Consider the following 25,872-nt stretch of genomic DNA (forward strand, 5'->3'; position numbering starts at 1 on the left):
GGGGCACGGAGGGCCGGGACCGCGTACGCCCCCACGGACGGCCGCCGCCCCTCTCACACCCGACCCCGCGCTCTCGTGGAGCGCCGCCGTGCCCCCGCACACCACAACTCCCGGCGGCGGGCGGCCCGTCGTGTCGTTCGGGGAGCCCGAGGTCGGGTACAGGGAGCGGTCGTGGGCGGTGCGGATCCCGCCCCGGATCGCCGCCGTGGCCGCGTGTGTCGTCCTCGGGCTGGGGCTCATCGGCGGTGCCGTGACCGGGAGTTGGCTGATCGGGGACTCCGGGGACGAGGCCGGCGGCGACACCTTCGCCCAGGCCGGCGAACTGTGGCACAGCGTGCCCGTCGACCGGCTGTTCCCGCCGACCGTGGACGGCCAGGGCGCCGGGCCCGGCGGAGCCGACCGCACCTGGACACGGATCGCCGTCGCCCCCGACAGCGGCTGCCAGGACGCCTTCGACCCCCTGCTGCGCAAGGCCCTCGCCCCCGTCGGCTGCGAACGCCTCCTGCGGGCCACCTACACGGACGCCACCCAGAGCTATGTCACCACCGTCGGCCTGCTCTTCACCGACGCCGACGCCACCGCCATGCGCGACCTGGACACCCGCTTCACCCGGGAGGGACTCGACACCCGCACCGACCTGATGCCCCTCCCGTACGCCGCGAAGGACACCCTCGCGGCGGGGTTCGGCGCCCGGCAGCGGGCCTCCTGGACGATCTCCGTCCTCACCGACGCCCCGGTCGTCGCCTACGCCGTCTCCGGCTGGGCGGACGGCCGGACGGTCGACAGCCCGGAGCCCGCCGAGAAGGCCATGCAGTCCGGCGACACCACCCCCGCCGCCCAGGCCGGCCTGGGCAACGAGGCCCAGGGCCTGGCCGACCGTGTCGAACGCGCCCTGCGCAAGACCGTCTCCTCGCCCCCGGAGCAGCCCTCATGAGCGTCACCACCCGCAGGGCAGGGTTCCTGGGCGTCCTCCTCGCCGCCTCCGTCGCCCTCGTCCCGCCCACCGCCGCCCACGCCGACGGCATCCGCGCCAAGCAGTGGGCGCTGGACGCCATGCACACCCAGCAGGCCTGGCAGACCACCAAGGGCGCCGGCGTCACCGTCGCCGTCCTGGACACCGGTGTGGAGAACGACCACCCCGACCTCGTCGGCAACGTCCTCACCGGCAAGGACATGATCGGCTTCGGCGCCACCCGCGGCGACCGCTCCTGGGCCCGGCACGGCACCGCCATGGCCGGCATCATCGCCGGTCACGGACACGGCGTCGGCAACGGCGACGGGGTCATGGGCATCGCACCCGAGGCCAAGATCCTCCCCGTCCGGGTGATCCTGGAGGACGGCGACCCGGCCCGCGCCAAGGCCCGCAACACCCGGGGCAACGCCCTCGCCGAGGGCATCCGCTGGGCCGCCGACCACGGCGCCGACGTCATCAACCTCTCCCTCGGCGACGACTCGGCCTCCGCGCACCCCGAGGCCGGTGAGGACGACGCCGTGCAGTACGCGCTCAAGAAGGGCGCCGTCGTGGTCGCCTCGGCGGGCAACGGCGGGGAGAAGGGCGACCACATCTCCTACCCGGCCGCCTACCCGGGCGTCATCGCCGCCACCGCCGTGGACAAGTTCGGCACCCGCGCCTCCTTCTCCACCCGCCGCTGGTACGCCACGGTCGCCGCACCCGGTGACGACGTGGTCATCGCCGACCCCGACCACAAGTACTACGAGGGGTGGGGGACCAGCGCGGCCTCCGCGTTCGTGTCGGGCGCGGCCGCCCTCGTCAAGGCAGCCCACCCCGAGCTGACGCCCGCGCAGATCAAGCGCCTCCTGGAGGACACGGCCCGCAACGCCCCCGCCGGCGGCCGCGACGACTCCCGGGGCTTCGGCTTCGTCGACCCGGCGGCCGCGCTCAAGGCGGCGGCCCGCCTCAAGCCGGAGGGCCTGCAACCGGCCTCCTACGGCGAGAAGTACTTCGGCTCCGGCCCCGACACCGCCGACTCGGGTGACGACACGGCCAGTTGGGCGGCCCCGCTGGCGGGCGGCTTCGGCGTCGCCCTGCTGGTCGTCGCGGTGGTCCTGTGGCGGGGCCGTCGCGGTCCCCGGCGGTCCCACGAGGGTTTCTGAGGCGGGAACGCAGCTCAGTCGGCCACCGCGGCCGCGCTGGTCGCGGAGGCGGACGTGGCCCCACCGGTGGGCTCCTCACCCGCGAACACCGACACCGCCGCCCTCGCCGCCGCCTCCACCAGCGAAATCCCCTTCGCCTGCGTGGAGTTGCCGTCGGACAGCACGGCCACCAGGCAGTCGCGCCCGGCCACCGTCACCCGCCCGATGCTGTTGACGTCCCACAGCCCGGTCGTGCTGCGTGGCAGCCACCCGTTCTTCAGCGCCCACCCGGACCCGTCGGCCGCCGCCGACACGCCCCAGCGCTGATCGGCCTCGATCTGCCCCATCAGCCCTTGGACGTACGACCGAGAGGTCTCGCTCAGCTCCGAGCCCTCCCCGAACACCTGCTGGAGCAGGGCGAGTTGGTCGGCGGCCGTGGTCCGGGTCAGCCCCCACAGCGCCCCGTCGCCGCCCTCGGTGCCGGTCAGCCCGAACCGCTCGTTGGCGGCGTCGAGCCCCGCGGCCCGCCCGATGACGTCCCACAGCGCGGACGCCGCGGTGTTGTCACTGTTCTCGATCATCGTCGTGGCGTACGCCTTCTCCCGCGCGCTCAGAGACGTTCCCGCCTCCTGGTGCCGGAGCAGCAGCGCCGCCAGGATGTCGACCTTCACGATGCTCGCCGTGTCGAAGACGCCGTCGCCGTGGACCGCGCTGTCGCCCGACTCCAGGTCGAGCACCGCCACCGAGACCCTCTGCTCGCCCGTCACGTCCACCGCCTTCATGGCGTCGGCCAGCAGTTCGTCGGGATCCACCACCGGTTCCGCCACGGCAGCCTCCTGGGTCGTGGTCGCCGACGAGGGCGAGAGCGACGGCGTCGCCGCTGACGATACGGCGCCCACCGGGGAGTGCGCCCGCGCCTTCACGTACACGGTCCCGCCGGCCGTGGCGCCCACGACGGCGACGACGGCGAGCGCGGTGTGCAGCACAGGCCGTCGACGGGATCTGCGGGCGCGGCGGCGGACGGCTCTGGAGGACTCCATGGCGCCGATGCTCGGGCCGCCGACTGTGCGGGCCGTTAGACGGACGTCAGAAGTGTGTCAACGAACGCTGAGAAACCCGTGAAAGCCGTCACGGGCCCGTTTCCGGGCCCGCACAACCGCAGCAGCAAGCCCCCTATAGGGTCGGTGACCGTGGCGAACAAGAACATTCCCGACCCCGGTTTCTCCGATGATGACGGCTCCGCCGATCCCCGGCTGAGCGCGGCGCTCGCGGCCTGGGCCGAGGACCGCGCCGCCGTGGGCCCCGTCCTGGAGGCCCTCAAGGACGCCCGGCTGCTCGTCCCCGTGGTCGCCGTGCTCGGCGAGGTCGAGGAGGACGAGAACGGACTGCGCCGCGAGAAGACCAGCGACATGGCCGTACCGACGCTGAAGGCCGGATCCCGGACCGCCCTGCCGGCCTTCACCTCCACCGACTCGCTGGCCCGCTGGGACCCCGAGGCCCGCCCCGTCGCCGTACCCCTGCACCAGGCGCTCCAGGCCGCCGCGCACGAGAAGGCCGACACCGTCGTACTGGATCTGGCGGGTCCGGTGCCCTTCGAGCTGACCGGTCCCGCGCTGCTCGCGCTCGCCGAGGGCCGCGTGGACGCCGACCCGCTGGCCGACCCGGCCGTGATCGGGGCCGTACGGGACGCCGTGGCCGCCGAGCCCGCCGTGCTCCGCGCCCACCTCGGGCCGGGGCAGGCCGACGGCACCCTGGCCCTCGTGCTGGAGCCGTCCGCCGCGCCCGCTGAGGCCGCGCGGGCCGTCGCCGAGCGCCTCGCCGCCGACGAGACACTGCGGGCCCGCCTGGTGCGCGGCCTCGACCTGGCACTGCTGCCGGCCGGGGCCACGCCTCCGGGCGAGCCCTTGTATGTACGGGGATGAGCTAGCCGTAGACCGGCCCGGTGTACTTCTCACCGGGGCCCTGGCCCGGCTCGTCCGGGACCAGGGAGGCCTCGCGGAAGGCGAGCTGGAGGGACTTCAGGCCGTCCCGGAGCGGGGCCGCGTGGAAGGAGCTGATCTCCGTCGCGCTGCCGTCCAGCAGACCGGCGAGGGCGTGGATCAGCTTGCGGGCCTCGTCCAGGTCCTTGTACTTGTCGCCCTCCTCGGTCAGACCGAGCTTCACGGCGGCGGCGCTCATCAGATTGACGGCGACCGTCACGATCACCTCGACGGCCGGGACCTCGGCGATGTCGCGGGTCATCTCGTCGAAGTCGGGGGAGCCGGGGGAGCCGGCGGACGGGGGAGGGGTGTCACTCATGCCCCACACGATAGGGCCCGGTGCACGCCGGTTCGCACCACCCCCTGGATGCTGCTAACCTTGTGTGACGACCGGCCGGACACGCATGTGTGAAAGTGTGACCGGCCCACAAGTGGAGGCTCCGATCTCCCACCCGACCGCCCCCTGGGACGGCGGGTCACCCCGGTCAGGCGGTCACCATCGTTCCGTACGGACGATGGAGTCGCCCGAAAGCGCGCCCCGCGGCATCGCGGCGGTGCTCCGGCAGTGTTTGGAGCCCCGTCTGTGATCGTCCGGGGCATTTTTTGTGCTTCGGCGCGGTTAGGTCTACGAAAAAGACATACGCGGCTGTCCGCCAGACCGCCGTGTGGTGCTAACCGAGGAGGATCCATCAGCGCCGAGCCCCGCATCAACGACCGGATTCGCGTTCCCGAGGTGCGACTTGTCGGTCCCAGTGGCGAGCAGGTGGGCATCGTCCCGCTGGCCAAGGCACTGGAGCTTGCGCAGGAGTACGACCTGGACCTGGTCGAGGTCGCGGCGAACGCCCGTCCGCCCGTGTGCAAGCTCATGGACTACGGGAAGTTCAAGTACGAGTCGGCCATGAAGGCCCGTGAGGCGCGCAAGAACCAGGCGCACACGGTCATCAAGGAGATGAAGCTCCGGCCGAAGATCGACCCGCACGACTATGACACCAAGAAGGGTCACGTCGTCCGGTTCCTCAAGCAGGGCGACAAGGTCAAGATCACGATCATGTTCCGTGGTCGCGAGCAGTCCCGGCCCGAGCTGGGCTACCGACTGCTCCAGCGGCTCGCGGAGGACGTGGCCGACCTCGGGTTCGTGGAGTCGAACCCGAAGCAGGACGGCCGGAACATGATCATGGTTCTCGGTCCGCACAAGAAGAAGACCGAGGCGATGGCCGAGGCCCGCCAGGCGCAGGAAGCCCGCAAGGCAGACGCGAAGGCCAACCCTGGCAAGTCGCAGAACGCCGCGGAGTCCGACCACGTCGAGGACGCGGCCGGAGCCGAGACCGAGGCCCCGGCAGAGGCTTCCGCCGAGGCGTGACCCCCGGGGACTCGCGTCCCCAGGACACAACCGATACAAGAGCGACGCTCACAGTGCCCGGTTCCAGGACCGGGCACCGGAGCGCCACCGACGAGGAGAGAACGGCGCTATGCCGAAGAACAAGTCGCACAGCGGTGCCAGCAAGCGCTTCAAGATCACCGGCTCCGGCAAGGTGCTCCGCGAGCGTGCCGGCAAGCGCCACCTGCTCGAGCACAAGTCGTCCCGCGTGACGCGTCGCCTCACCGGCAACGCCGAGATGGCCCCGGGCGACGCCGCGAAGATCAAGAAGCTTCTCGGCAAGTGAGGCCGGGCGCCCAGCGCCTGAAGCACCTCTAGACCGGGACCCAATCGATACCGGGTCGTGTGAGTCCAACCACGGCCCCGCTACAAGGAGTTAACAAGTGGCACGCGTCAAGCGGGCAGTCAACGCCCACAAGAAGCGCCGGGCGATCCTCGAGGCGGCCTCCGGCTACCGCGGTCAGCGTTCGCGCCTGTACCGCAAGGCCAAGGAGCAGGTCACCCACTCGCTGGTCTACAACTACAACGACCGCAAGAAGCGCAAGGGTGACTTCCGCCAGCTGTGGATCCAGCGCATCAACGCCGCTGCCCGCGCCAACGGCATCACGTACAACCGCTTCATCCAGGGTCTGAAGGCCGCGAACATCGAGGTCGACCGCAAGATCCTGGCCGAGCTGGCCGTCAACGACGCGACCGCGTTCGCCGCGCTGGTCGAGGTCGCGCAGAAGGCCCTGCCGGCGGACGTCAACGCCCCCAAGGCCGCGTGACGCTGTCGTAGGCCACGAGCCGACGTGACATGAGGGACCCGCAGGCTTTCGGGCTTGCGGGTCCTGTTGTGTAGTTATCGAAAGTGAGCGACATGCCCTCCGCCACCCCCGAGCTGATCTCCCCCCGTTCCCCTCGCGTCTCCGCCGCCAGGCGGCTCGCCAAGCGGAACTTCCGGGGCAAGGAGCGGCTGTTCCTGGCCGAGGGGCCGCAGGCCGTGCGGGAGGCCGCCGGGCACGGGCTGACGGAGCTGTTCGCCACCGTCGAGGTGGCGGAACGCTACGCCGACATCATCGGCGAGGCCCGGGCCGTGGGGGCCCGGGTGCACCTCGCCTCCGAGGACGTCATCGCCGACATCTCGACGACCGTGACCCCGCAGGGACTCGTCGGGATCTGCCGGTTCCTCGACACCCCCTTCGAGGAGATCCTCGCCGCCCGCCCCAAGCTCGTCGCCGTGCTCGCGAACGTGCGCGACCCGGGCAACGCCGGCACCGTCCTGCGCTGCGCCGACGCCGCCGGTGCCGAGGCCGTCGTACTGACCGACGCCTCCGTCGACCTCTACAACCCCAAGGCCGTACGGGCCTCCGTGGGCTCCCTGTTCCACCTGCCCGTCGCCGTCGGCGTGCCCGTGGAGGAGGCCGTCGAGGGGCTCAGGCGGGCCGGGGTGCGCATCCTCGCCGCCGACGGGGCCGGGACCGACGACCTCGACGACGAGCTCGACCAGGGCACCATGGGCGGCCCGACCGCCTGGGTGTTCGGCAACGAGGCCTGGGGGCTCCCGGAGGAGACCCGCGCACTCGCGGACGCCGTGGTGCGCGTCCCGATCCACGGGAAGGCCGAGAGCCTGAACCTCGCCACTGCGGCCGCCGTATGTCTCTATGCGTCGGCCCGTGCACAGCGCGCCCGCGGAGGGTGCCGCTCCGTCACCGAGAACCAGTAGGGTGACCAGCTCGGGGGCCCCTCAGACGCCTGAGAGGTGGGGTGCGGGGATGAGTGTCGGCACGAGGAGCGCGCGGGGCGCGTCCGAGGCCTGTGCCGGTGGTCTCGCCGAGCTCGGCATCGATCCCGACGAGCTGCCCGACGGCCTCGTCGTCGCGGACGAGCAGGGCCGTGTGATCTGCTTCAACGCCGCCGCGGCCCGGATCACCGCCCTGCCCGCCGGGGACGCCCTCGGCCAGCGGCTGGAGAAGGCCCTGCCGTTAGAGGACCTGGAGGGGCGGCGCTGGTGGCAGGTGACCGACCCGTACGGCGGGCTCGCGATCCGCAGGCGACAGCCCGAGCGGAACCTGCTGCTGCCCGGCGGCCGTGAGGTGCTGGTCGCCGCCCAGTACGTGCGCACCGAGCCGACGGGCCCCGTCCACCGGGTCGTGGTGACCCTCCGGGACACCGAGGCCCGCCGCCGCACCGAGCGCAGCCACGCCGAGCTGATCGCCACCGTGGCCCACGAGCTGCGCTCCCCGCTGACCTCCGTCAAGGGCTTCACCGCGACCCTCCTCGCCAAGTGGGAGAGGTTCACTGACGACCAGAAGCGGCTGATGCTGGAGACCGTCGACGCGGACGCCGACCGGGTCACCCGGCTCATCGCCGAACTGCTGGACATCTCGCGCATCGACTCCGGGCGACTTGAGGTCAGGCGCCAGCCCGTCGACATCGGCGCCGCCGTCGGCCGCCACATCCAGGCCTACGTCGCCGCGGGACTCGCCGCCGACCGCTTCCTGCTCCGGCTCGAACAGCCGCTCCCGGCGCTCTGGGCCGACCCCGACAAGATCGACCAGGTGCTCAGCAACCTGCTCGAAAATGCGGTGCGGCACGGCGAGGGAACCGTCACCATTGACATCACGCCCACGGCGTCCCCCCGCGAGGGGGAGGACACCGGCACGTCGGTCACGGTGAGCGACGAGGGTCCCGGCATCCCGGAGGAGTCCATGAACCGCGTCTTCACCCGCTTCTGGCGGGGCAGCAAGCGCGGTGGCACCGGCCTCGGGCTCTACATCGTCAAGGGCATCGTCGAGGCCCACGGCGGCACCATCACGGTCGGCCGCGGCCCCCAGGGCGGCGCCGAGTTCCGATTTACGTTGCCCGTGAGCGCTCCGGCCTATCTGAGCTGAGTGCCCGCGGGCGCATCCGTACATCCCCACCCCGTTAGACTCGGCCTTTGGCACCCATGTGTCCCATGGACGGCCCTCTGACCTCTGAGTGAGTCGGTGACGGGGACCTTCAGCCAGCCAATCGGAAGCACGGGAAGAGATGTCGGCACCGAACAAGTCGTACGACCCTGTAGAGGTCGAGGCCCTGAAACCGGAAGAGATCGAGCGCATGCGGGAGGAGGCGCTCGCCGCCTTCGCCGCCGCGGACTCCCTCGAAGCGCTCCAGGAGGCCAAGGTCGCCCACACCGGGGGCACCTCCCCGCTGGCCCTCGCCAACCGCGAGATCGGCGCCCTGCCCCCGCACGCCAAGGCCGCCGCCGGCAAGCTCGTCGGCCAGGCCCGGGGCGCGGTGAACAAGGCCCTCGCCGGCCGGCAGGCCGAACTGGAGGAGGAGCGCGACCAGCGGGTGCTGGTCGAGGAGGCCGTGGACGTCACCCTGCCGTACGACCGCGTACCGGCCGGCGCCCGCCACCCGCTCACCACGCTCTCCGAGCGCATCGAGGACGTCTTCGTGGCCATGGGCTACGAGGTCGCCGAGGGGCCGCAGGTCGAGGCCGAGTGGTTCAACTTCGACGCGCTCAACATCGGCCCGGACCACCCGGCCCGCGGTGAGCAGGACACCTTCTTCGTCGAGGGCCCCCAGGGCGGCACCGAGTCCGGAGTCGTGCTGCGCACCCACACCTCGCCCGTGCAGATCCGTTCGCTGCTCTCGCGCGACCTGCCCGTGTACGTGATCTGCCCCGGGGTCGTCTACCGCACCGACGAGCTGGACGCCACGCACACCCCGGTCTTCCGCCAGGTCGAGCTGCTGGCCGTCGACGAGGGCCTCACCATGGCCGACCTCAAGGGCACCATGGACCACATGGTCCAGGCCCTGTTCGGCGAGGGCATGAAGACCCGGCTGCGCCCGAACTTCTTCCCCTTCACCGAGCCGTCCGCCGAGATGGACATGGTGTGCTACGTCTGCCGCGGCGAGTCCGTCGGCAACCCCGACCGCCCCTGCCGCACCTGCTCCTCCGAGGGCTGGATCGAGCTGGGCGGCTGCGGGATGGTCAACCCCAAGGTGCTGACCGCCTGTGGCGTCGACCCGCAGAAGTACAGCGGCTTCGCCTTCGGGTTCGGCATCGAGCGGATGCTGATGTTCCGCCACAACGTCGAGGACATGCGAGACATGGTCGAGGGTGACGTCCGGTTCACCCGGCCGTTCGGGATGGAGATCTGATGCGGGTCCCGCTTTCTTGGCTGCGGGAGTACGTCGACCTGCCGGCGACCGAAACCGGCCGTGACGTCCAGGCCAAGCTCATTTCGGCCGGTCTGGAGGTCGAGTCCGTCGAGCACCTCGGCGCCGACCTCAAGGGCCCCCTGGTCGTCGGCCAGGTGCTGACCATCGAGGAGCTGGAGGGCTTCAAGAAGCCCATCCGCTTCTGCACGGTCGACGTCGGCCAGGCCAACGGCACCGGCGAGCCCCAGGAGATCGTCTGCGGCGCCCGGAACTTCGCCGTCGGCGACAAGGTCGTCGTGGTCCTCCCGGGCGCCACGCTGCCCGGCGGCTTCTCCATCTCCGCCCGCAAGACGTACGGCAGGACGTCCCACGGCATGATCTGCTCCAGCGACGAGCTGGGGATGGGCGACGACGGCACCAAGGGCATCATCGTGCTGCCGCCGGAGACCGAGGTCGGCAAGAACGCCATCGAGCTCCTGGAGCTGGTCGACGAGGTCCTCGACATCGCCGTCACCGCCAACCGCGGCGACTGCCTGTCCATTCGCGGTGTGGCCCGCGAGGCCGCCATCGCCTACGGCCTGCCGCTGCGCGACCCCGCCCTGCTCGACGTGCCGGGCCCGAACGCCTACGGCTACCCGGTGCAGGTCTCGGACCCGTTCGGCTGCGACCGCTTCACCGCGCGCACCGTCACCGGTCTGAGCCCCGAGGCCCGCTCGCCGATCTGGCTCCAGCGCCGGCTCCAGAAGGTCGGCATGCGCCCCATCTCGCTCGCCGTCGACGTCACCAACTACGTGATGACGGAGCTCGGCCAGCCCCTGCACGCCTACGACCGCTCGCTGGTCCAGGGCACCATCGGTGTGCGCCGGGCCGAGGAGGGCGAGCAGATCGAGACCCTCGACGGCGTGACGCGCAAGCTGCACACCGAGGACCTGGTCATCACGGACGAGCGCGGCCCCATCGGCCTCGCCGGCGTCATGGGCGGCGCCAACACCGAGATCGCCGACCACACCGAGGGTGAAGGCACCACCGACGTGGTCATCGAGGCGGCCCACTTCGACGCCGTCTCCATCGCGCGTACGGCCCGCCGCCACAAGCTGTCCTCCGAGGCGTCCCGGCGCTTCGAGCGCGGTGTCGACCCGCAGGCCGCCGCCGCTGCCGCGCAGCGCACGGTCGACCTGCTGGTGCTGCTCGCGGGCGGCACCGCCGAGGCAGGTGTCACCGAGGTCGTCGCCCCGTCGGCCCCGCACACCATCAGCGTCCCGGCGGACCACCCCGACAAGGTCGCGGGTGTCACCTACGGCCGCGAGACCGTCGTACGGCGTCTCCAGGAGGTCGGCTGCGACGTGTACGGGCAGGACGAGCTGATCGTCACCGTGCCGTCCTGGCGTCCCGACCTCCAGGAGATCAACGACCTGGCCGAAGAGGTCATCCGGCTGGAGGGCTACGAGAACCTGCCCTCCACGCTGCCCAAGCCGCCCGCAGGGCGCGGCCTGACCCACCGCCAGCGGCTGCACCGCCGGGCCGGACGGGTGCTGGCCGGTGCCGGGTACGTCGAGGCGCCGAACTACCCCTTCGTCGGTGAGCAGGTCTTCGACCAGCTGCTGCTGGACGCGGACGACCCGAAGCGCCGGGTCGTGAAGCTCACCAATCCGCTCAACGACGAGGAGCCCGCACTCCGTACGTCGCTGCTGCCGGGCCTGTTCGGCGCGCTGCGGCGCAACGACGGACGGGGCTCGCACGACCTGGCGCTGTTCGAGACCGGCCTGGTCTTCCTGCCGCGCGAGGAGCAGAAGATCGCCGCGGTGCTGCCGGTGGACCGGCGGCCGACCGACGAGGAGATCGCCGAGCTGGACGCCGCGCTGCCCGAGCAGCCGCGGCACGTGGCCGTGGTGCTCGCCGGTGCCCGGGAACAGGCCGGCTGGTGGGGCAAGGGCCGTCCGGCCGACTGGGCCGACGCGGTCGAGGCCGGTCGTCTGGTCGCACGGGAGGCGGGGGTCGAGCTGACCGTCCGCGGTGGCCAGTACGGGCCGTGGCACCCGGGGCGGTGCGCCGAGCTCGTCGTCGGGGACACCGTGGTGGGGCACGCGGGTGAGCTGCACCCGCGGGTCGTGAAGGCGTTCGGGCTGCCGGCGCGGACCTGTGCGATGGAGCTGGACCTGGACGTCCTGGAGGCGGCCGGCGACGACACCCCGCAGGCGCCCGCCATCTCCACGTTCCCGGTCGCCACGCAGGACGTCGCCCTGGTCGTCGACAAGTTCGTGCCGCACGCCGAGGTCGAGGCCGCGCTGCGTGCGGGCGCGGGTGAACTCCTGGAGGGCATCCGGCTGTTCGACGTGTACGAGAACGAGGAGCAGCTCGGCGACGGGAAGAAGTCGCTGGCGTATGCGCTGCGGTTCCGGGCCGGGGACCGGACTCTGACCGTGGATGAGGCTTCTGCGGCTCGGGACGCGGCGGTTGCCCTTGCCGGGGAGCGGACCGGGGCAGTGCTGAGGGCCTAGTCGCCGTGGGGGCTTCGGGCGTCTGGCGGCTGCGGCTCCATGGTGGCTTGTCGCGCGGTTCCCCGCGCCCCTGGGGGGTGTGGGGCTGCGCCCCAGCACCCCCCATATCCGGTCACCTCACTCGATAGGGTGAGTTCTCCCGGCGATCTGGCCCATCTGGGCCATGTGCTCGACAGAATCGGACCGGCCTTTCCAGGCCGGTCCGATCGCGTGTGCAGGGCCTAGTTGGGGGGCCATCGGCATGATGTGCTTCAAGGCAGCGGTTCCCCGGACGGGATCGCTGCGCCGAGTGCTCTCGATGGGGCTCCCCACCCTGTGGGGTGCCGTCGCGGTCACGTACAAACTGACCTGTCCGCTCGCCCAGCAGCACGGCCTGGGCGCGCGGGCCGTCACCAGTGCCGTGTTCTTCGCGGTGGGCACCGGGCTGATCCTCCATGTCCGGCGTGCCCTGCTGCGGGAGCTCCGGCAGGCCCGTCAGGTCGCGGGCACCGCTCAGAGCGTGCTGCTGCGGCCGTTGCCCCCGCGCATCGACGGGCTCGCCGTGGCCGCGGCCCAGATGTCCGCGGACCGGGGCGCCACCATCGGCGGCGACCTGTACGAGGCCGTCGCCACGGGCCACGGGGTGCGGGTCGTCATGGGCGATGTCCGCGGTCACGGCCTGGCCGCCATCGGTACGGCCGCCGCGGTACTCGGCAGCTTCCGCGAGGCCGTCCACGACGAGCCCGACCTCGGGGGAGTGCTGCGCCGACTCGACCGCGCCCTCGCCCGGCACCTGCGGGAGCGCGCCGAACGGGACGGCACGGCCGCCGAGGAGTTCGTCACCGTACTGCTGCTGGAGGTCGGTCCGGACGGCGAGCTGAGCGCCCTCAACTGCGGTCACCCGTGGCCGTATCTGCTCAGTGGCTCAGTGGTCGAGCCGTTGTCCTGCGCGGACCCGATGCCACCGCTGGGCCCGTTCCCGCTGCCCGCCGACCTGTCGGGGCCGGGGTGCGGTCATCTCCTGCCGGGAGAAAGCCTGGTCCTGTACACGGACGGTGCCGAGGACGCGCGGGACGCTCATGGCCGGTTCTTCTCGCTGCCGACGGTGCTTCGCGAGGCTGTGCACGGCACACCTCAGACCGTCCTGGGCGCGGTCCTCACCGCACTCCTGAACCACACGGGGCCGACACCCACCGACGACGTCGCCTTACTGGTTCTCCAGAACACACGCCGACACGGGCTGGGTTCAGGGGCGCGGGGAACTGCGCGACCAGCCACCACCTGCCCGCAGCCGACAACGCACCTCACCTGAACCCCGGTCCAGCCCACGGCCAGGCCACCGCACTGTACGAGGGGGAGCCGGCGGCCCGGCCGGCCTCTTGCGAGGCATTTCAGTCAACCGGCCGGGAACTCTCCGCAACAGTGCGCGCACGCTGCGGATTCGAGCACTCCGATCACACCCCGTGTGAAGCCGGACCCACTAATCTGACGGCACCGAGCCACCCGGGGGGCATATATGCAGCCCAACACTCTGCTCGACGCGATCCTCGACGAAGCCGGGATCTCGCACGCGGGGCTTGCCGCACACGTGAACCAGGCCGGCAGGGCACGCGGCCTCGCGCTCAGGTACGAACACACCGCCGTGGCGCGGTGGCTGAAGGGCCAGCGCCCGCGCGGCCAGGTGCCCGACCTGATCTGCGAGGTGCTCGCGGGACGCCTCCAACGCCCCGTCACCCTCGACGACATCGGCCTCGGCGTGCCCGGCGAGCCCTCCGCCCCGCACGGCACCTCGCTGTCCGGCTTCGTCGAGCGGGCCACCGCCCTGTGGCGCTCCGACGAACAGCAGCGCCCGCACATCCTGGGCGCCCCCGCGGTCACCGGGACACCCGCGGTCATGCCGGTGTGGGAGTGGGAGAACCCGCCCGAGGACGTCGACGTCTCCCGCGGCGGCCGGCACCGGGTCACCCCCGCCGACATCGAGATGCTCCGCGCGGCCCGCACCCACTACGAGCAGATGTACCGGAAGGCGGGCGGCATCGCGACCCGGACGCGGATCGTCGGCTTCCTCAACGCCGAGGCGGCCCCGCTGCTGCGCGGCAGCTACACCGACGAGACCGGCCGCCAACTGCACCGGGCCACCGGAGGACTGGTCGCCGTCGCCGGTATCTGCGCCTACGACTCCGACGCCCACGGCCTCGCCCAGCGCTACTTCCACCAGGCCCTCAGACTCGCCAAGGCCAGCGGGGACAGAGGACTCGGCGCGTATGTGATCGCGCTTCTCGTCAACCAGTCCCTGTTCATGCGGGAGCACCGCCAGGCCGTCGCCTTCGCCGAGGCCGCGCTCAGGGCCGCCGGCAAGCACATCACCCCGGCGCTCGCCTGCGACCTCTACGCGATGCAGGCCAAGGCGTACGCCCACCTCGGCGACGGCACGACCGCGCTGTCCTGCATCCGGCGGGCCGAGCAGGCCGCCGAACGCATCCGGCGCGGGTACGAGCCCGACGAGACCGGCTATGTCCAGCCGGGCCTCGTCAACGTCCAGGTGGCGGAGGCGCTCCTCAGTCTCGGCGAACTCGCGGCGGCGGCCGCGCACGCGGCGGCCGCCGTCGACAACCCGGCCCACGACCGCGGCCGGGTGCACCGGCTCGCCATGCTCAGCACGATCGAGCTGCGCCAGGGCAACGCCGACAAGGCGGTGGCCACCGCCGTGCAGATGGCGGAACAGGCGCGGGGAATGGAGTCACAGCGCCTGCGCGACAGACTCAGAGCGGTGCGCGAACACCTGGTCCGCAGCGGCTGCGCGGGCACGTCCGAGGCAGCCGAACTGATCGACGGCGCACTGCGCGTGCCCCTGTAGACCGGCACGCGGACGCCGACACCCCACAGTCCCTGCTGCGATATTGCCACTTACTCGACGGAAGGTGGCAGAACCGTGCAGTGGACGAAACAGAACGAACAAACTGTGTATGAAAACCGCTGGTTCAGCGTCAATCTCGCCGATGTCGAACTGCCGGACGGCCGGCATCTCGACCACTTCCTGATACGGCTGAGGCCCGTCGCCGTCGCCACGGTGGTGAACGAGGCCAACGAGGTCCTGCTGCTGTGGCGCCACCGCTTCATCACCGACAGCTGGGGCTGGGAACTCGCCGCGGGTGTGGTCGAGGACGGCGAGGACATCGCCGTCGCGGCCGCCAGGGAACTCGAGGAAGAGACCGGCTGGCGGCCGGGGCCGCTCCAGCACCTGATGAGCGTGGAGCCCTCCAACGGCCTCACCGACGCCCGGCACCACATCTACTGGGCCGACGCGGGCGAGTACATCGGGCACCCCGTGGACGACTTCGAGTCCGACCGCCGGGAATGGGTCCCCCTGAAACTCGTTCCCGACATGGTCGCCCGTGGGGAGGTCCCGGCCGCCAACATGGCGGCCGCGTTACTCCTGTTGCATCATCTGAGGCTCGGTCAGGACACCTAGGGCCTGCCCTGATCCCCCCCGCCCGGGTGCCCCGAGGCCTCAGTGACCGAAGGCCTGCCAGATCGCCACGACGAGCGCGCCCACGGCGGTGATCGCCGCTACCGCGGGAAGCGGCCAACGGGCGTGCTCCAGGGCGATGATCCGTGCGCTCAGATCGTCGATCTCCTTGTCCGTCTCCTCCGTACGGTGATGGAGCAGAGCGAGGCCTCCCTCGACGCGTGCGTACGCGACATCGAGGCGGCGCCGTAACTCTGCGAGTTCTCCATGGACCACGGGATGCTCCGGGTCGGCGGTCACGGGTCCGCTCCTTTCCGTAGTCGTCACATCCCTTGCATGCGCATGAAGAGTCAACTCGCCTGGTGGGCGCGTGGGGAGAGTGTGCGACAGGCATATGCGGGCCCGGCGCGCACACGGTGTGTGAATGACACGGGCCCGGCGCTCCGAGGAGTGCCGGGCCCGCGTTCGTCGCACTGTGTAATCAGCACCCTGGAACGGACAGGGTGCGGTCAGCCGTAGGTGTAGAACCCCGAGCCGGTCTTGCGGCCCAGCCGGCCCGCGTCGACCATGCGCTGGAGCAGCGGGGGAGCGGCGTACAGCGGCTCCTTGTACTCCTCGTACATGCTGAAGGCGACCGAGGCGACGGTGTCCAGGCCGATCAGGTCGGACAGCTTCAGCGGGCCCATCGGGTGGGCGCAGCCGAGCTCCATGCCGTTGTCGATGTCCTCGCGGCTCGCGATGCCCGACTCGAACATCCGGATCGCGGACAGGAGATACGGGATCAGCAGCGCGTTGACCACGAAGCCGGAGCGGTCCTGGGCGCGGATCGCGTGCTTGCCGAGCAGCTTCTCGGCGAACTGCTGGGCGCGGGCCAGGGTGCCCTCGGAGGTGGTGAGCGCCGGGATCAGCTCGACGAGCTTCTGCACCGGGGCCGGGTTGAAGAAGTGGATGCCGACGACCTGGTCGGGCCGCGAGGTGGCGACCGCCAGCTTCACCAGCGGGATCGAGGAGGTGTTGGAGGCCAGGATCGCGTCCGGGCGGGTCACCACCTGGTCGAGGACCTGGAAGATCTCCGTCTTCACCTGCTCGTTCTCCACGACGGCCTCGATGACGAGGTCGCGGTCCGCGAACTCGCCGAGGTCGGTGGTGAAGGAGAGCCGGGCCTGGGTGGCCGCCAGCTCGTCCTCCGTGATCTTGCCGCGTTCGGCGGCCTTGGTGAGGGAGTTGAACAGCCGGGTGCGGCCGATCTCCAGGGCCTCGCCGGTGGTCTCGGCGACCTTCACGTCCAGACCGGCGCGGGCGCACACCTCGGCGATGCCCGCCCCCATCTGGCCGCAGCCCACCACTCCGACGCGCGCGATGTCTCCCGCCGGGAAGTCCGTCACTTCGTCCCTTTCGCTGGTCTTCACCTGGTGGCAGTCCGGCGGTGGCCGGATCCTGCTCCGTTCGAGCACGTTACTCCCAAGTATCGATGATCGATCGTCTGGGGCCGTCCTCGTTCGTGCATTCTGGGGCGCGGAGACGATCCGTGACCGAGCGGATCCGTGGTGTAGGGGGAGTGTGCACATGGGACGTCTGTCGCGCCGGGCCTTCGCGCTGGCCGCGCTGTCCACCCTGACGACGGCCTCGGGAGCGGCCGCCGCACCGGGCCGTCCGAGGCGGCGGGCGGCGACCGAGATGCGGGGCGTGTGGCTCGCCACCGTGTCCAACCGGGACTGGCCCTCGAAGCCGGGGCTGAGCGCCGCACAGCAGCGCGCGGAGCTGATCGCCCACCTCGACCGGGCGGCGGCGGACCGCCTGAACGCGGTGATGTTCCAGGTGCGGCCCACCGCCGACGCCCTGTGGCCCTCGCCGTACGAGCCCTGGTCGCAGTACCTCACCGGGACGCAGGGCGGGGACCCGGGCTGGGACCCGCTCGGCACCGCCGTCACCGAGGCACACCGACGGGGACTGCAACTGCACGCCTGGTTCAACCCGTACCGCGTCGCCAACCACGCGGACCCCACCCGGCTGGCCGCCTCCCACCCCGCCCGCGAACACCCGGACTGGGTGGTGCCGTACGGCGGGAAGCTCTACTACAACCCCGGACTGCCCGAGGTCCGCACCTTCGTCGAGGACGCGATCCTCGACGCCGTGCACCGGTACCCGGTGGACGCGGTCCACTTCGACGACTACTTCTACCCGTACCCGGTGGCCGGCCAGACCTTCGACGACGACGCGGCCTACGACACGTACGGCGGCGCCTTCGCCAACCGGGCCGACTGGCGGCGGGACAACATCGACACGCTGGTCCTGGAGACCGCGGCCCGCATCAAGCGGATCCGGCCCATCGCACAGTTCGGCATCAGCCCCTTCGGGGTGTGGCGCAACGCGGCCACCGACCCGCTCGGTTCGGACACACGCGCGGGCGTGCAGTCGTACGACGACAACTTCGCGGACACCCGCAAGTGGCTGCGCGAGGGCTGGATCGACTACCTCGTGCCGCAGCTCTACTGGAACATCGGCTTCGCGGCGGCCGACTACGCCGAACTCCTGGCCTGGTGGGCGCAGCAGGCGCGGGGGAGCAGGACCAGGCTGTACCTCGGCGAGGCGCTCTACAAGGCCGGGGACCCGGCGCAGCCCGCGGCCTGGCAGGACCCCGCCGAGCTGTCCCGGCACCTCACACTGGCCCGCGACCACGCACAGGCACGCGGGCACGTCTTCTTCGCCGCGAAAGAGGTCGGCTCGGACCGGATCGGGGCGATGGCGCGGGTGGTCGCCGACCACTACCGGGAACCGGCGGCGCCCCCGCGCCGGATCACCGGCCCGTCTGCTGGAACCGGTGCCTGATCTCGGTGTCGGGGCCGGGTGAGCACACGCCCTCGTGCCCGTCCTCGAAGCGGACGCGGTACGGGGGGTTGCCCTCCTGGCCCATCACCTCGACGATCTCGCCGACCTTGTCCTGCTGTCCGACCACCCTGCCGTGCTGGACAAGCTGGTCGCCCACGGTTGCACGCATCGTCTGGGGCCTCCTCACCACGTGCGGGAGCAGCGGTCCGTGGCCCCGATTCTACGGCGCGGGGGCCTCGCCGGACCGGCGCGTGCACGCCGGTCAGCCCCGCGCCCGCTGGGTGACGGCGATGCACACGAGCACCGCCGCGGCCGTCAGCGGGGCGGCCACCGTCAGGTGCTCGCCGAGCAGCAGCACCGACCACACCAGTGTGAGCAGGGGCTGGGCCAACTGCAACTGGCTGGCCTTGGGGATCCCGATGGCCGCCATCCCCCGGTACCAGACGACCAGGCCGACGAACTGCGAGCCCGCGGCCACCCACAGCAGCCCGGCGACACTGTGCGCGGTGAGGTGCGCCGGCTCGTACGACAGCGCGAGCGCCGCCCCGGGCACGCTGAGCGGCAGGCACAGCACCAGCGCCCAGCCGATGACCTGCCAGCCGGGCATGAGCCGGGCCAGCCGGCCGCCCTCGGTATAGCCGGCCGCGCACACCAGCAGGGCGGCGAAGAGGTACAGGTCGGCCGTGGTCAGGGCGCCGCCGCTCTGCTGCACGGTGAACGCGACCACGGCGGCCGCGCCGGCGAGGGCCGCCGTCCAGAAGGTGCGTGAGGGGCGGGTGCCCATGCGCAGGGCCGACAGCAGCGCCGTCGTCAGGGGGAGCAGGCCCACCACGACCGCGGCGTGCGCGGTGGTCGACGTCTGGAGGGCGAGCGTGGTGAGCAGCGGGAAGCCGACGACGACCCCGGCGGCGACGACAGCGAGCCCCGGCCAGTCGCGACGGCCCGGCATCGGCACGCGCAGCACCAGCAGGCACCCGCCGGCGACGATCGCCGCGAGGACGCTGCGCACGGCGACCAGGGACCAGGGCCCGAAGCCCTCCAGGCCCCACGCGGTGGCGGGGAAGGTGAGGGAGAACGCGGCGACCCCCAGGGCGGCCTGCACGGTGCCGAAGGTCCTGGCGGGGGCGGGAACCGCTATCCCTGTCGGTGCGGTAGCGCTACTCTGTACTCTCATGCAAGAGCGTAGCAGCGTCACGGAACTGGCGGAACGTCTGCGGCAGGAGCTGGACCGCTACTCTCCCGGTGGAAAGCTCCCGTCGAGTCGGGTCCTCGTCGACCGCTTCCGGGTCAGTCCGGTGACCGTCTCCCGTGCCCTCGCCCAGTTGGCCGCGGAGGGCCTGGTGGTGACCCGCCCCGGCGCCGGCGCCTTCCGCGCGCAGAGCCGCACCGCCGCCGCCGCGGCCGGGGACACCTCCTGGCAGGAGGTCGCGCTGAGCGCGGACGGCGCCGCCGACCTCGTACCGCGCTCGGTGGACGCGTCCGGGGTCCTGGTCTCGCTGGCCGCCCCGCCGCCCGGGGTGGTCGAGTTCAACGGCGGCTATCTGCACCCCGCCCTCCAGCCGGAGCGGGCGATGTCCGCGGCCCTGGCCCGCGCCGGCCGCCGCCCCGGGGCGTGGGGGCGACCGCCGACGGAGGGGCTGCCGGAACTGCGCGAGTGGTTCGCGCGGAACATCGGCGGCGCGGTCACCGCCGCGGAGGTGCTGATCACCGCGGGCGGCCAGTCGGCGCTCACGACCGCGCTGCGCGCGCTCGCCCCGCCCGGCGCACCCGTGCTCGTCGAGTCGCCCACCTACCCCGGCATGCTGGCGATCGCGCGCTCGGCGGGCCTGCGCCCCGTCCCGGTCCCTGTCGACGCGGACGGGGTGCGGCCCGCCCTGCTCGCCGACGCGTTCCGGGCGCCCGGCGCCCGGGTGTTCGTCTGCCAGCCGCTGTTCCAGAACCCGACCGGCGCGGTGCTGGCCCCCGAACGCCGGGGCGAGGTGCTGCGGATCGCCCGCGAGGCCGGTGCGTTCGTCGTCGAGGACGACTTCGTTCGACGGCTCGTGCACGAGGACGCGGGCCCGCTGCCGCGTCCGCTGGCCGCCGACGACCCCGACGGTGTCGTCGTCCATGTGAGCTCGCTGACCAAAGCGACCTCGCCGAGCTTCCGGGTGAGCGCGCTCGCCGCGCGCGGGCCGGTGCTGGAGCGCCTGCGCGCGATCCAGGTCGTCGACACCTTCTTCGTCCCCCGGCCCCTCCAGGAGGCCGCCCTGGAACTGGTCGGCTCGCCGGCCTGGCCCCGTCATCTGCGCACGATCTCGGCCGAGTTGCGGACCCGCCGGGACACCATGACCACCGCCCTGCGCCTCGGCCTGCCCGAACTCGCCCTCCCGCACATCCCCTCCGGCGGCTACCACCTCTGGCTCCGCCTGCCCGACGGTACGGACGAGGCCGCCCTGACCGCGGCGGCCCTCCGCGCGGGCGTCGCGATCACCCCCGGCCGCCCGTACTTCAGCGCGGAACCCCCCGCGGGACACCTGCGGTTGAGCTTCGCGGCGGTGGCGGGACCGCAGGAGATCCAGGAGGGCGTACGGCGGCTCCGTGCGGCTTGCGAGGAGGTGCTCTAGCCGCGCGGCAGCGTCCCGCACCGGAACTCGGCGGTGGCGAACAGCTCCGGTGTCAGCCGGATGCCGGTCAGGCGGTGGGCGAGGGCGAAGGAGGCGCCGGTCAGGGCCGCGTAGTAGGCGTCGTGGTCGCCGTCCTCGTCGCGCTCGGCGAGGTCGAAGCCCGACTCCCGCATCTCGGCGAGGAGTTCGTCGGGGCGGCTGCCGTACCGCTCCTCGGCGAACAGGGGCTGGAAGTCCAGGCGCAGATCACCGTCCTCGTACCAGCAGAAGCGGTCCACGGCGTTGACATCAAGGAAGTGCGAGACGATCCGGCGGCCGCGGGAGAGGAGCAGCATGACCTGGTCGGTGACGCCGAGGCAGCCGTTGAACTCCACCGTCAGCGTCCAGCCATCCACGGCCGCGGCCCCGACGAACATCCGGGAGGGCCCGGAGAGTTCGTACGCCGGCCCGCTCAGCCCGTCCACCCCGACGATCCGCCCGTGCCCCATCGCACCCGGCACTGACAACGTCCTCGGGGGGAAAACCGTTCGACGCCGGTGTTCGTGGCCTGGAAACCTCCCGGCATGACCGACACCCCGCCCCTCGCCCAGGGCTACGAGATCTCCACCGACCCCGACCGCATCGACGCCGGGCGGGTGCACCACTGGCTGTCGACGGACGCGTACTGGGCGATCGGGCGGCCGAGGGAGAAGCAGGACCGGGCGATCGCCGGATCGCTCAACTTCGGGGTGTACGCGGCGGAATCGGGCGACCAGGTGGCGTATGCCCGAGTGATCACCGATCTGGCCACGTTCGCCTGGCTGTGCGATGTGTACGTCGACCGGTCGGTGCGAGGCCGGGGCATCGGTACGGCGCTGGTGGGGGCCGTGCGCGAGCACCTGCGCCCCCACGGTCTCAAGCGCGTTCTGCTCGCCACCCACGACGCCCACGACGTGTACGCCAGGCTCGGGTTCGCGCCGCTCGCCGAGCCGGACCAGTGGATGGCGCTGGCCTTCGGGCAGTGAGTCCCGAGGCACCCTCGGTAACTCCCCGGTAACGCCTCTTGACCTGCGCACTCTCGCGGCTCACGATCGCCGCATGCAACTTCGGGTCACGTTCGTCGCCGCCGCGCGCAGTTCCTCGCTGCTCGCCGAGCGGTTCGAGGACGACCGTCCGCTCGACCAAGTCGGCTGGGACGAGGTGCTGGCCGTGGCACACGACCTGCTGCCGCTCGCGGCGGCCGAGCTGCGGTACTGCTCGCCCGCGCCCCGCAGCCGTGCCACCGGCGACGCCCTCGGCTACGCACCCCTCGTCCAGCTCGGCCTGCGCGACTGCGACATGGGCCGTTGGCGGGGGCTGACCCTGGGCGAGGCGATGGCCCGCGAGCCGGAATCCGTGGACGCCTGGCTCGCCGACCCACGGGCGACCCCGCACGGCGGGGAGTCACTGATCGACTTCATCACCCGCGTCGGCGACTGGCTCGAGACCCGGCCCGTCGAGGACGGCGGCCGTGTCGTCGCCGTCGCGGAACCCTCCGTGATCCGCGCCGCGCTGGTGTACGCCCTGAAGGCACCGCCCTCCACCTACTGGAACATCGACGTGCGCCCCCTGTCGGCGACGACGGTGACCGGCAGATCCGGGCGTTGGAGCCTCCGCTTCGAGGGCGTCCCGACGCAGCCGGCGCGGACCAGGGGGTAGCTCCGCGGGGCGCCGGGTGCCGGCGTGGACCAGGAGGTAGCTCCGCGGGCACGGGGCGCCGTCCCGTCCTCTCAGTGGCCGGTCCGTCCCGCTCCCCGGCCGTCCTCCGTCCGGCGGGTGTACTCCGTCGTCAGGACCAGGTCCTTCGCCGGACCGCCGACCCGCCACACCGTGCGCCAGTGGTCCGCGTCCAGGACCGTGAACTCGCCCCGGTAGAGGTCCGCCGCGCAGGGGTGGTCGGCGACATGGTGGCCGGAGCCGAGGTCCAGCACGTGGAAGGGGCGTCCGTCGGCGAAGCGCACGTCCGCCGTGCCGCGAGTCCTGCCGGGGAGGAACCGGAGTGTGCGCTCGGCGGGGCGGGGGACGCCGTGCCAGACGAAGGTGCCCGTTTCCCGGGACAGCAGTCCGCCGCCCTCCAGCCGGCCGAAAGCAGTCGTACCGGAGAACCGCCCCTCGTCCCCGCTCGCCAGATCCCGCACGGTTCGCTCGGTCCGCCAGCTCCCCGCCAGGTACTCCAGCGCATCCGCCACTGGCCAGAACCCGCCCATCAGCCCCTGCCTTCCGACACTTTCGAAACCGCGCGACCCGTTGACGCTCCGGATCACCCTCCCTATCTTGCCGTTCGAAGTGCTGATCACCGTTTGGTATTTCGAACGTCACCGTCGACAGAGAGAGCCGCGGAGCATCCATGTCACGCACCCGCTGGAGACTCGGTCTCGGCGCCACCGCCCTCCTGGTGGCCGCCGGCCTGATCCCCGCCCCCGCCCATGCCGAGGACGTCACCGACTACGCGATCACCGTCGACCCGTCCGCCCAGGGCGCGAAGATCGACGACACCATGTACGGCGTCTTCTTCGAGGACATCAACCGGGCCGCCGACGGCGGTCTGTACGCCGAGCTCGTGCAGAACCGCTCCTTCGAGTACTCCACCGACGACAATGGGTCGTACACCCCGCTGACCTCCTGGACGGTCGACGGCACGGCCCGGGTCGTGAACGACGACGGCCGGCTCAACGCCCGCAACCGCAACTACCTCGCCCTGGGCGCCGGTTCGTCCGTCACGAACACCGGGTACAACACCGGCGTCCACGTCGAGGCGGGCAAGAAGTACGACTTCTCGGTGTGGGCCCGCGCGGACGCCGGCACCGCCCTCACGGTCTCCCTGCGGGACGCCGACGGCACCCTCGCCACCGCCCGCGAGGTCACCGTCACCAAGAGCGGCTGGGCCCGGTACAAGGCCGTCTTCACCGCCACCCGCACCAGTTCCGCGGCCCGTCTCACCGTGGCCTCGTCTGCCGCGGCTGCCCTCGACATGGTGTCCCTCTTCCCCCGCGACACCTACCGCGGTGAACCCAACGGGCTGCGCAAGGACCTCGCCGAGAAGATCGCCGCCCTGCACCCGGGCTTCGTGCGGTTCCCCGGCGGCTGCCTGGTCAACACGGGCTCGATGGAGGACTACAGCGAGGCCTCCGGCTTCCAGCGCAAGCGGTCCTACCAGTGGAAGGACACCATCGGCCCGGTCGAACAGCGTGCGACCAACGCCAACTTCTGGGGCTACAACCAGAGTTACGGCCTCGGCTACTACGAGTACTTCCGGCTCTCCGAGGACATCGGCGCCATGCCGCTGCCCGTCGTGCCCGCCCTGGTGACCGGCTGCGGCCAGAACAGGGCCGTCGTCGACGAGGCACTGCTCAAGCGGCACATCCAGGACACCCTCGACCTCATCGAGTTCGCCAACGGCCCGGCGAGCTCCACGTGGGGCAAGGTGCGGGCGAGGATGGGCCACCCCAAGCCCTTCCACCTCACCCACATCGAGGTCGGCAACGAGGAGAACCTGCCGAACGAGTTCTTCGCCCGGTTCAAGGAGTTCCGCGCCGCCGTCCAGGCGAAGTACCCGGACATCCAGGTGATCTCCAACTCCGGCCCCGACGACTCCGGGACGACCTTCGACACCGCCTGGCAGCTCAACAGGGACGCCAAGGTCGACATGGTCGACGAGCACTACTACAACAGTCCCCGGTGGTTCCTCCAGAACAACGACCGCTACGACTCCTACGACCGCAACGGCCCGAAGGTCTTCCTCGGCGAGTACGCCTCCCAGGGCAACACCTTCAAGAACGGCCTCACCGAGGCCGCCTTCATGACCGGCCTGGAGCGCAACGCGGACGTCGTCAAACTCGCCTCCTACGCGCCGCTGTTCGCCAACGAGGACTACGTCCAGTGGCGCCCGGACCTGATCTGGTTCAACAATCACGCCTCCTGGAACTCCGCCAACTACGAGGTCCAGAAGCTGTTCACGAACAACGTCGGCGACCGCGTGGTGCCCTCCACGGCCACCGGCACGCCCTCCCTGCTCGCCCCGATCACCGGCGCCGTGGGCCTGTCGACCTGGGCGACGACGGCGGCGTACGACGACGTGAGGGTCACGGATGCCGACGGGCGTGCCCTGCTCACCGACGACTTCTCCTCCGGCGCCTCGCAGTGGACGCACACCGGCGCCGGCGCCTGGAGCGTCCAGGACGGGCAGTACGTGCAGACGGACGTGAACGCCGAGAACACCATGGTCTCGGCCGGTGACCCGTCCTGGCACGACTACGACCTGAAGGTGAAGGCCACCAAGAAGGCCGGCAAGGAGGGCTTCCTCGTCGCCTTCGGCGTCAAGGACACCGGCAACTACTACTGGTGGAACATCGGCGGCTGGAACAACACCCAGACCGCCGTCGAACAGGCCGTGGACGGCGGCAAGTCCACGCTGATCTCCAAGGCCGGGTCGGTCGAGACCGGCCGTGCCTACGACATCGACGTCAAGGTGCGCGGCCGCCAGGTCACCCTCTACCTCGACGGACAGGAGTGGGGCGGCTTCACCGACGACAAGCCGGCCGAGCCGTTCCGCCAGGTCGTCACCAAGGACCGGAAGACCGGCGATCTGATCCTCAAGGTCGTCAACGCCCAGGACTCCGCGGCCCGTACGGCCGTCGACCTCGGCGGCGCCAAGGTCGCGTCCAGGGCCCGGGTGACCACCCTCGCGGCCGCCCAGGACGCCGTGAACACCGAGACGTCCACGGCGGTCGCCCCGGTGACGTCCACCTTCGACCGGGTCGCCGGGAAGTTCTCGTACACCTTCCCGGCGAACTCGGTCACCTTCCTGAGGATCAGGCAGAGGTAGCCGGTGGGGGGTGGGGTGGAGCGGCACTTCTCGTTCGCTTTCGTATAGCGCCGAATTCACCCC

The 25,872-nt window shown here is 71.7% G+C and carries 25 protein-coding genes and 1 pseudogene; 18 read left to right on the top strand and 8 right to left on the bottom strand.

Translation table 11 applies throughout. The features are described 5' to 3' along the window. Positions 1-130 precede the first annotated feature (130 nt). Positions 131-934: a hypothetical protein gene (locus tag AOJ26_RS15745; protein ID WP_053848959.1), complete on the top strand. Its 804-nt coding sequence runs from the start codon at positions 131-133 to the stop codon at positions 932-934. After that, on the top strand, positions 931-2,115 hold the full coding sequence (mycP, locus tag AOJ26_RS15750) for a type VII secretion-associated serine protease mycosin (protein WP_053848908.1): 1,185 nt from the start codon (positions 931-933) through the stop codon (positions 2,113-2,115). The genes AOJ26_RS15745 and mycP overlap by 4 nt, the downstream gene beginning before the upstream one ends. A 14-nt stretch (positions 2,116-2,129) precedes the next feature. Here mycP and AOJ26_RS15755 read toward each other — a convergent pair whose 3' ends face one another. After that, positions 2,130-3,134 carry a serine hydrolase gene (locus AOJ26_RS15755; protein ID WP_053848909.1) on the bottom strand — a complete coding sequence of 335 codons (1,005 nt, stop codon included), beginning with the start codon at positions 3,132-3,134 and terminating at the stop codon, positions 2,130-2,132. Positions 3,135-3,284: 150 nt separating this feature from the next. Between AOJ26_RS15755 and AOJ26_RS15760 the strand changes: the two genes are divergently transcribed. Next, the gene (locus tag AOJ26_RS15760; protein WP_053848960.1) at positions 3,285-4,016 is read left to right on the top strand and encodes an SseB family protein; all 732 of its coding nucleotides are present in this window, start codon (positions 3,285-3,287) and stop codon (positions 4,014-4,016) included. A gap of 1 nt (position 4,017) precedes the next feature. Here AOJ26_RS15760 and AOJ26_RS15765 read toward each other — a convergent pair whose 3' ends face one another. Further along, positions 4,018-4,392, bottom strand: a complete 375-nt coding sequence (locus AOJ26_RS15765) for a DUF1844 domain-containing protein (protein WP_053848910.1) — start codon at positions 4,390-4,392, stop codon at positions 4,018-4,020. A gap of 344 nt (positions 4,393-4,736) precedes the next feature. Between AOJ26_RS15765 and infC the strand changes: the two are divergent. The 10 genes and pseudogenes from infC to AOJ26_RS15815 all read left to right on the top strand — a co-directional run bounded on the left by infC (position 4,737) and on the right by AOJ26_RS15815 (position 15,534). Further along, positions 4,737-5,433, top strand: a pseudogene (gene infC, locus AOJ26_RS15770) (translation initiation factor IF-3). Positions 5,434-5,542: 109 nt separating this feature from the next. Next, entirely contained in the window at positions 5,543-5,737 is a 195-nt protein-coding gene (rpmI, locus tag AOJ26_RS15775) for a 50S ribosomal protein L35 (protein WP_003977225.1), read from the top strand. Between the two features lie 97 nt (positions 5,738-5,834). Then, entirely contained in the window at positions 5,835-6,218 is a 384-nt protein-coding gene (gene rplT / locus AOJ26_RS15780) for a 50S ribosomal protein L20 (RefSeq protein ID WP_007380809.1), read from the top strand. A gap of 92 nt (positions 6,219-6,310) precedes the next feature. Next, complete coding sequence (locus AOJ26_RS15785) at positions 6,311-7,156, top strand: TrmH family RNA methyltransferase (RefSeq protein WP_053848912.1); 846 nt, start codon at positions 6,311-6,313, stop codon at positions 7,154-7,156. A gap of 49 nt (positions 7,157-7,205) precedes the next feature. Continuing rightward, a complete protein-coding gene (locus tag AOJ26_RS15790) occupies positions 7,206-8,324 on the top strand; it encodes a sensor histidine kinase (RefSeq protein WP_053848913.1) in 1,119 nt (372 codons plus the stop codon). Positions 8,325-8,463: 139 nt separating this feature from the next. Next, a complete protein-coding gene (pheS, locus tag AOJ26_RS15795) occupies positions 8,464-9,585 on the top strand; it encodes a phenylalanine--tRNA ligase subunit alpha (protein WP_053848914.1) in 1,122 nt (373 codons plus the stop codon). Continuing rightward, positions 9,585-12,083: a phenylalanine--tRNA ligase subunit beta gene (gene pheT, locus AOJ26_RS15800; RefSeq protein ID WP_053848915.1), complete on the top strand. Its 2,499-nt coding sequence runs from the start codon at positions 9,585-9,587 to the stop codon at positions 12,081-12,083. Before pheS ends, pheT begins: the two co-directional genes overlap by 1 nt. Positions 12,084-12,381: 298 nt before the next feature. Then, the gene (locus tag AOJ26_RS15805; protein ID WP_234358562.1) at positions 12,382-13,374 is read left to right on the top strand and encodes a PP2C family protein-serine/threonine phosphatase; all 993 of its coding nucleotides are present in this window, start codon (positions 12,382-12,384) and stop codon (positions 13,372-13,374) included. A 204-nt stretch (positions 13,375-13,578) separates the two neighbouring features. After that, positions 13,579-14,919, top strand: a complete 1,341-nt coding sequence (locus tag AOJ26_RS15810) for a hypothetical protein (RefSeq protein WP_053848917.1) — start codon at positions 13,579-13,581, stop codon at positions 14,917-14,919. Between the two features lie 75 nt (positions 14,920-14,994). Beyond that, positions 14,995-15,534: an NUDIX hydrolase gene (locus AOJ26_RS15815; RefSeq protein ID WP_053848918.1), complete on the top strand. Its 540-nt coding sequence runs from the start codon at positions 14,995-14,997 to the stop codon at positions 15,532-15,534. A 39-nt stretch (positions 15,535-15,573) separates the two neighbouring features. Here AOJ26_RS15815 and AOJ26_RS15820 read toward each other — a convergent pair whose 3' ends face one another. Together AOJ26_RS15820 and AOJ26_RS15825 are read right to left on the bottom strand one after the other, a co-directional pair. After that, positions 15,574-15,831, bottom strand: a complete 258-nt coding sequence (locus tag AOJ26_RS15820; RefSeq protein ID WP_053848919.1) for a hypothetical protein — start codon at positions 15,829-15,831, stop codon at positions 15,574-15,576. A 209-nt stretch (positions 15,832-16,040) separates the two neighbouring features. Further along, entirely contained in the window at positions 16,041-16,940 is a 900-nt protein-coding gene (locus AOJ26_RS15825; protein ID WP_306300075.1) for a 3-hydroxybutyryl-CoA dehydrogenase, read from the bottom strand. 157 nt (positions 16,941-17,097) lie between these two features. Here AOJ26_RS15825 and AOJ26_RS15830 point away from each other — a divergent pair, with 157 nt between their 5' ends. Beyond that, a complete protein-coding gene (locus AOJ26_RS15830) occupies positions 17,098-18,360 on the top strand; it encodes a glycoside hydrolase family 10 protein (RefSeq protein WP_053848920.1) in 1,263 nt (420 codons plus the stop codon). Here AOJ26_RS15830 and AOJ26_RS15835 read toward each other — a convergent pair. Together AOJ26_RS15835 and AOJ26_RS15840 are read right to left on the bottom strand one after the other, a co-directional pair. Next, positions 18,329-18,529 (bottom strand): DUF1918 domain-containing protein, encoded by a 201-nt coding sequence (locus AOJ26_RS15835; RefSeq protein WP_053848921.1) that lies wholly within the window; start codon positions 18,527-18,529, stop codon positions 18,329-18,331. The two genes, AOJ26_RS15830 and AOJ26_RS15835, sit on opposite strands and share 32 nt — an antisense overlap. A 93-nt stretch (positions 18,530-18,622) precedes the next feature. Continuing rightward, entirely contained in the window at positions 18,623-19,534 is a 912-nt protein-coding gene (locus tag AOJ26_RS15840) for a DMT family transporter (RefSeq protein WP_053848922.1), read from the bottom strand. Between AOJ26_RS15840 and AOJ26_RS15845 the strand changes: the two genes are divergently transcribed. Then, on the top strand, positions 19,533-20,966 hold the full coding sequence (locus tag AOJ26_RS15845) for a PLP-dependent aminotransferase family protein (protein WP_053848923.1): 1,434 nt from the start codon (positions 19,533-19,535) through the stop codon (positions 20,964-20,966). The two genes, AOJ26_RS15840 and AOJ26_RS15845, sit on opposite strands and share 2 nt — an antisense overlap. Here the strand turns inward: AOJ26_RS15845 and AOJ26_RS15850 are convergent. Then, positions 20,963-21,466, bottom strand: coding sequence for a DUF6461 domain-containing protein (locus tag AOJ26_RS15850; RefSeq protein ID WP_143663560.1), 504 nt, complete (start codon positions 21,464-21,466; stop codon positions 20,963-20,965). The two genes, AOJ26_RS15845 and AOJ26_RS15850, sit on opposite strands and share 4 nt — an antisense overlap. Positions 21,467-21,529: 63 nt before the next feature. Between AOJ26_RS15850 and AOJ26_RS15855 the strand changes: the two genes are divergently transcribed. Then, the gene (locus AOJ26_RS15855; protein ID WP_053848925.1) at positions 21,530-21,970 is read left to right on the top strand and encodes a GNAT family N-acetyltransferase; all 441 of its coding nucleotides are present in this window, start codon (positions 21,530-21,532) and stop codon (positions 21,968-21,970) included. A 73-nt stretch (positions 21,971-22,043) separates the two neighbouring features. Further along, on the top strand, positions 22,044-22,643 hold the full coding sequence (locus tag AOJ26_RS15860; RefSeq protein ID WP_053848926.1) for a histidine phosphatase family protein: 600 nt from the start codon (positions 22,044-22,046) through the stop codon (positions 22,641-22,643). Between the two features lie 71 nt (positions 22,644-22,714). Here the strand turns inward: AOJ26_RS15860 and AOJ26_RS15865 are convergent, their stop codons facing one another. Further along, a complete protein-coding gene (locus AOJ26_RS15865) occupies positions 22,715-23,191 on the bottom strand; it encodes a DUF6314 family protein (protein ID WP_053848927.1) in 477 nt (158 codons plus the stop codon). Positions 23,192-23,331: 140 nt separating this feature from the next. Between AOJ26_RS15865 and AOJ26_RS15870 the strand changes: the two genes are divergently transcribed. Then, positions 23,332-25,809, top strand: coding sequence for an alpha-L-arabinofuranosidase C-terminal domain-containing protein (locus tag AOJ26_RS15870; RefSeq protein WP_053848928.1), 2,478 nt, complete (start codon positions 23,332-23,334; stop codon positions 25,807-25,809). The last annotated feature ends 63 nt before the right edge of the window (positions 25,810-25,872 follow it).

This window comes from Streptomyces sp. NRRL B-24085 (assembly GCF_001282115.1).
In the GTDB taxonomy this organism is placed as follows: domain Bacteria; phylum Actinomycetota; class Actinomycetes; order Streptomycetales; family Streptomycetaceae; genus Streptomyces.